General features: G+C 71.9%; 6 protein-coding genes and 2 tRNA genes. 7 read left to right on the forward strand and 1 reads right to left on the reverse strand.

The genetic code is table 11. The features are described from left to right. On the forward strand, positions 1–987 hold a 987-nt coding region (locus VFN12_RS00625), incomplete at its 5' end, for an amidase (RefSeq protein WP_325116596.1). 54 nt (positions 988–1,041) lie between these two features. On the opposite strand, the gene VFN12_RS00630 is transcribed toward VFN12_RS00625, so the two are convergent. Beyond that, complete coding sequence (locus tag VFN12_RS00630; RefSeq protein WP_325116597.1) at positions 1,042–1,848, reverse strand: thioesterase family protein; 807 nt, start codon at positions 1,846–1,848, stop codon at positions 1,042–1,044. Positions 1,849–1,878: 30 nt separating this feature from the next. Here VFN12_RS00630 and VFN12_RS00635 point away from each other — a divergent pair. The 6 genes from VFN12_RS00635 to VFN12_RS00660 all read left to right on the forward strand — a co-directional run bounded on the left by VFN12_RS00635 (position 1,879) and on the right by VFN12_RS00660 (position 4,205). Beyond that, a tRNA-Thr gene (locus VFN12_RS00635) sits at positions 1,879–1,951 on the forward strand. A 48-nt stretch (positions 1,952–1,999) separates the two neighbouring features. Then, positions 2,000–2,073, forward strand: a tRNA-Met gene (locus VFN12_RS00640). Positions 2,074–2,112: 39 nt separating this feature from the next. Then, positions 2,113–2,283, forward strand: a complete 171-nt coding sequence (gene rpmG, locus VFN12_RS00645) for a 50S ribosomal protein L33 (RefSeq protein ID WP_325116598.1) — start codon at positions 2,113–2,115, stop codon at positions 2,281–2,283. 89 nt (positions 2,284–2,372) lie between these two features. Then, positions 2,373–2,774, forward strand: coding sequence for an FAS1-like dehydratase domain-containing protein (locus tag VFN12_RS00650; RefSeq protein ID WP_325116599.1), 402 nt, complete (start codon positions 2,373–2,375; stop codon positions 2,772–2,774). After that, complete coding sequence (locus tag VFN12_RS00655; protein ID WP_325116600.1) at positions 2,771–3,172, forward strand: MaoC/PaaZ C-terminal domain-containing protein; 402 nt, start codon at positions 2,771–2,773, stop codon at positions 3,170–3,172. Before VFN12_RS00650 ends, VFN12_RS00655 begins: the two co-directional genes overlap by 4 nt. Beyond that, positions 3,165–4,205, forward strand: a complete 1,041-nt coding sequence (locus VFN12_RS00660) for a UDP-N-acetylmuramate dehydrogenase (RefSeq protein ID WP_325116602.1) — start codon at positions 3,165–3,167, stop codon at positions 4,203–4,205. Before VFN12_RS00655 ends, VFN12_RS00660 begins: the two co-directional genes overlap by 8 nt. Positions 4,206–4,237 lie beyond the last annotated feature (32 nt).

Genomic DNA, 4,237 nt, shown 5'->3' on the forward strand with positions numbered 1-4,237 from the left:
CTGGGTCCGGTCCGGTCGCCGTGGGACCTCGACCACACGGCCGGCGCCTCGTCGGCCGGGTCCGCGGCCATGGTCGCCGCGGGCGTCGTACCCCTCGCCCACGCGAACGACGGCGGCGGCTCGATCCGGATCCCGGCCTCGGTCAACGGACTGGTCGGGCTCAAGCCCACCCGCGGCCGGCTCGCCCAGGACAAGATGCTGCGCCAGATGCCGGTGCAGATCGTCTCCGACGGCGTGCTGACCAGGTCGGTGAGGGACACGGCGGCGTTCTTCCGCGAGTCGGAGAAGGTCTACCGCAACCTGCGCCTCCCGCCGGTCGGCGACATCACCCGCCCGGGCAGGGCCCGGCTCCGGGTCGCGGTCTTCACCGAGGGCATCGGGGCGAAGGCCTCGCCCGAGGTCGCCGAGCTGACCCTGAAGACCGCCTCGCTGCTCGAGGAGCTCGGCCACGCCGTCGAGCACATCGACCCTCCCGTGCCGGCGTACTTCCGCGACGACTTCCTGCTCTACTGGTCGGTGCTGAGCCTGTTCACCGTGCAGACCGGTCGCCGCACCTTCGGCGAGACCTGGGACGCGGACCTGCTCGACAACCTGACCCACGGCCTGGCCCGCCACTCCCGGCGCGGCCTGCACAAGCTCCCGATGGCGATCGCCCGGCTGCGCCGGTCCGGCCGGGTGACGGCCCGCCTCTTCGAGCGGTACGACGTCCTGCTGACCCCCACCCTCGCCACCTCCACCCCGCGGGTCGGCCACCTCTCCGCCGGCAACGACTACGAGACGACCCTGGAGCGGATGCTGGAGTGGGTCGCGTTCACCCCGCTGCAGAACGCCACCGGTGACCCCGCCGTCAGCCTCCCGCTGGCGACCACCGCCGCAGGACTGCCCCTCGGCATGATGCTCGGCGCCGGTCCAGGCCGGGAGGCGCTGCTGCTCGAGCTCGCCTACGAGCTCGAGGGAGCCCACCCCTTCGCCCGCATCCAGGGATAGTCCCTCACGAAGCGGTGCCTGCCGGCGGCGTGTCGACCACCATTTCGTTCGGGACTATCCGGATCGGCGCTGGACGAGCAGAGCCTGGCTAGACCGGGCGACCAGGCCGCACCGGTCGTGGATCTCCGCCACCGCCATGCCCACCGAGCCGCTGGACAACCTCGTGTCCGCGTCCAGGCAGAGCCACTCACCCTCGGGCTGGCGCAGGACGTGGACGGTCAGCTCGGTGTTGAGGAACCCCCACTCCCGCGGGTCGAAGACGGCACTCACCCCGGAGCCGGAGTCGGCGCAGGTCAACAACCGCTGGACCGGCGAGACCCGCTCACCCTCGACCAGGTCGGGCGCGTGCATCCAGACCACCCCGGGCCCGGGCTGCGCGAGGTCTCCGGAGACCCACCTCCAGTCGACCGCGTCGACGTAGCCGCCGCCCCAGCCGGAGGGCCGCTCGCGCGGGGTGCCGTCCTCGGGTCCGTGGGCCGGAGGGGTCCGCTCGTGGCTGGGCCCGGTGCTCGAGGCCGGGAAGAGCCAGGCCCGGGCGGTCGCGACCGGGCGACCGCGCGCGACGTCGTACAGCTCGGCGGCGGCCAGCTGGACCGTGCGCCCCGGCCGCAGGATCGAGGCCGACACCGCGAGGTCGTCGACCGGCACCGGGCCCAGCAGCTCCATCGTGAACCGGCCGATCACCGCGTCGGAGAGGCCCTCGATGGCCCGGGCCAGCAACCCGGCGGGCGGGCCGCCGTGCTGGCTGTCGGGACCCCAGGGGGACGCCGTCGTCGGGAGGGACTCGAAGCCCTCGCGACCGTCCGCGGAAGGCCCCTGGGAACGGTAGAAACTGGGCGGTTCAGTCGATTTCTCGATCATGTCAGCCGGTGTGTATCCTCATCGGTCGTTGCCCCTTTAGCTCAGTCGGCAGAGCGTCTCCATGGTAAGGAGAAGGTCTACGGTTCGATTCCGTAAAGGGGCTCTGGGCTGAGGGCCTCCGGATCCGATCCGGTCGGCTGCTCCGCCCGGTGGCGGGGTAGCTCAGGTGGTTAGAGCACACGGCTCATAATCGTGGTGTCGCGGGTTCGAGTCCCGCCCCCGCTACTGCGCAGACGAAGCATCACCGAGGTAAAGGACTTCCCCGTGGCCAGCAAGAGCTCCGACGTTCGCCCCAAGATCACGCTCGCATGCGTGGAGTGCAAGGAGCGCAACTACATCACCAAGAAGAACCGCCGCAATGACCCGGACCGCATGGAGCTGTCGAAGTTCTGCCCGCGCTGCCGCAAGCACACGGCCCACCGCGAGACCCGCTGACGCTCGCGGCCACCGCGAGACCCGCTGACGCACCCGTCTCGGCGTGACCCGCCCGAAACTTTCGGGCGGGTCGGTCTATTTTGGAACCCATGCCGATCGACCAGTCGCTCGTCGGGCGGTCCTTCCCGCCGACGGAGCCCTACACCGTGTCCGAGGAGAAGGTCCGCGAGTTCGTCTCGGCCACCGGAGGGGAGTACGCCGGCGGCGCCGCGCCCGCAACCTTCCCGATCGTGCTCGCGTTCGATGCCATGAACGCCTTCCTGGGGGCCGAGCAGATCGACCTCTCGCGGATCGTCCACGGCGACCAGAAGTTCAGCTACGAGCGGCCGGTCCGGCCCGGCGACGTCCTCACCGCCACCCTCACCGTCGCCTCCCTGCGACAGATCGCCGGCGCCGACATCATCGGCACGACCAGCGAGATCACCGACGAGTCGGGAGCCCGGGTGTGCGCCACCAGCGCCACCCTCGTGCACCGCGGCGCCGACGCATGAGCGCCTCACTGCGCCCGGGCGACGCGCTCCCGCCGCAGGTCTTCGTCGTCCGCCGCTCCGACCTGGTCCGATATGCCGAGGCCAGCGGCGACCACAACCCGATCCACCAGGACGAGGACGTGGCCCGTTCGGTCGGCCTGCCGGGAGTCATCGCCCACGGGATGTTCACCATGGCGCTCGCCGCCCGCGCGGTCGACACGTGGAGCGACGGGGCGGAAGTGGTCGAGCTCGGCTGCAAGTTCACCAAGCCGGTCGTCGTACCCGATGGGGACGGCGTCGAGGTCCAGGTCGCCGGGACCGTCAAGGACGTCGCCGACGGCCGCACCACGCTGGCCCTCGAGGTGACCTGCGGAGGCGAGAAGGTGCTCGGCATGCCCCGGGCGGTCCTGCGTGCCTGAGCTGCTGCGCGACCACACCACCCTCCGCCTCGGCGGGCCGGCCCGCGACTGGGTCGAGGCCACGACCGAGCGCGAGGTGGTCGACGCGGTGCGCCGGCTGGACGCGGCCGGGGAGCCGGTGCTGGTGCTGGCCGGTGGCAGCAACCTCGTCGTGGCCGACGAGGGGTTCGGCGGCACCGTCGTCAAGCTCGCCACCCGCGGTGTCGCCCCCGACTCCGACGACCCCGACGACCCCGACGACCTCGGTTGCCTGGGTGCGGTGACCGTGACGGTGGCTGCCGGCGAGAGCTGGGACGACCTGGTCGCCCGGGCAGTCGACCGGGGCTGGGTCGGCATCGAGGCGTTGTCCGGGATCCCGGGGTCGGTCGGCGCCACGCCGATCCAGAACGTCGGTGCCTACGGGCAGGAGGTCTCGGAGACGATCGCCTCGGTCCGCACGTGGGACCGGAAGCACGGTCGGCTGCGCACCTTCGCCGCCTCCGACTGCGGTTTCGGCTACCGGACGAGCCGGTTCAAGGAGGAGGCGGGCCGGTTCGTCGTCCTCACCGTGACGTTCCTGCTCCGGCAGGGCAGCCTCGGCGCCCCGGTGCGGTACGCCGAGCTGGCGGCCACCCTGGGGGTCGAGCCCGGAGAGCGGGCCCCGATCGCCGACGTACGCGCGGCGGTGCTGAAGCTGCGTGGCGGCAAGGGCATGGTCCTCGATCCCTCGGACCACGACACCTGGAGTGCCGGGTCGTTCTTCACCAACCCGGTGGTCGCCGCCGCCGACGTACCCGAGGGCGCTCCGGCCTGGCCGCAGGACGGCGGGGTCAAGACCAGCGCCGCCTGGCTGATCGAGCGGGCCGGGTTCGCGAAGGGGTACGGCGGTGAGCGGTCCAGCCTCTCCACCAAGCACACCCTCGCCCTCACCAACCGGGGCGGCGCCACCACCGCGGACCTGCTGGCCCTGGCCCGCGAGATCCGCGACGGCGTCGAGGCCCGGTTCGGCATCCGCCTCGTCAACGAACCCGTCCTCGTCAACTGCACCCTCTGACCCGTTGAGTTGGGGATCCGTGACCGTTGAGT

Origin of the sequence: Nocardioides sp. (genome assembly GCF_035703625.1) — a bacterium.
In the GTDB taxonomy this organism is placed as follows: Bacteria; Actinomycetota; Actinomycetes; order Propionibacteriales; family Nocardioidaceae; genus Nocardioides.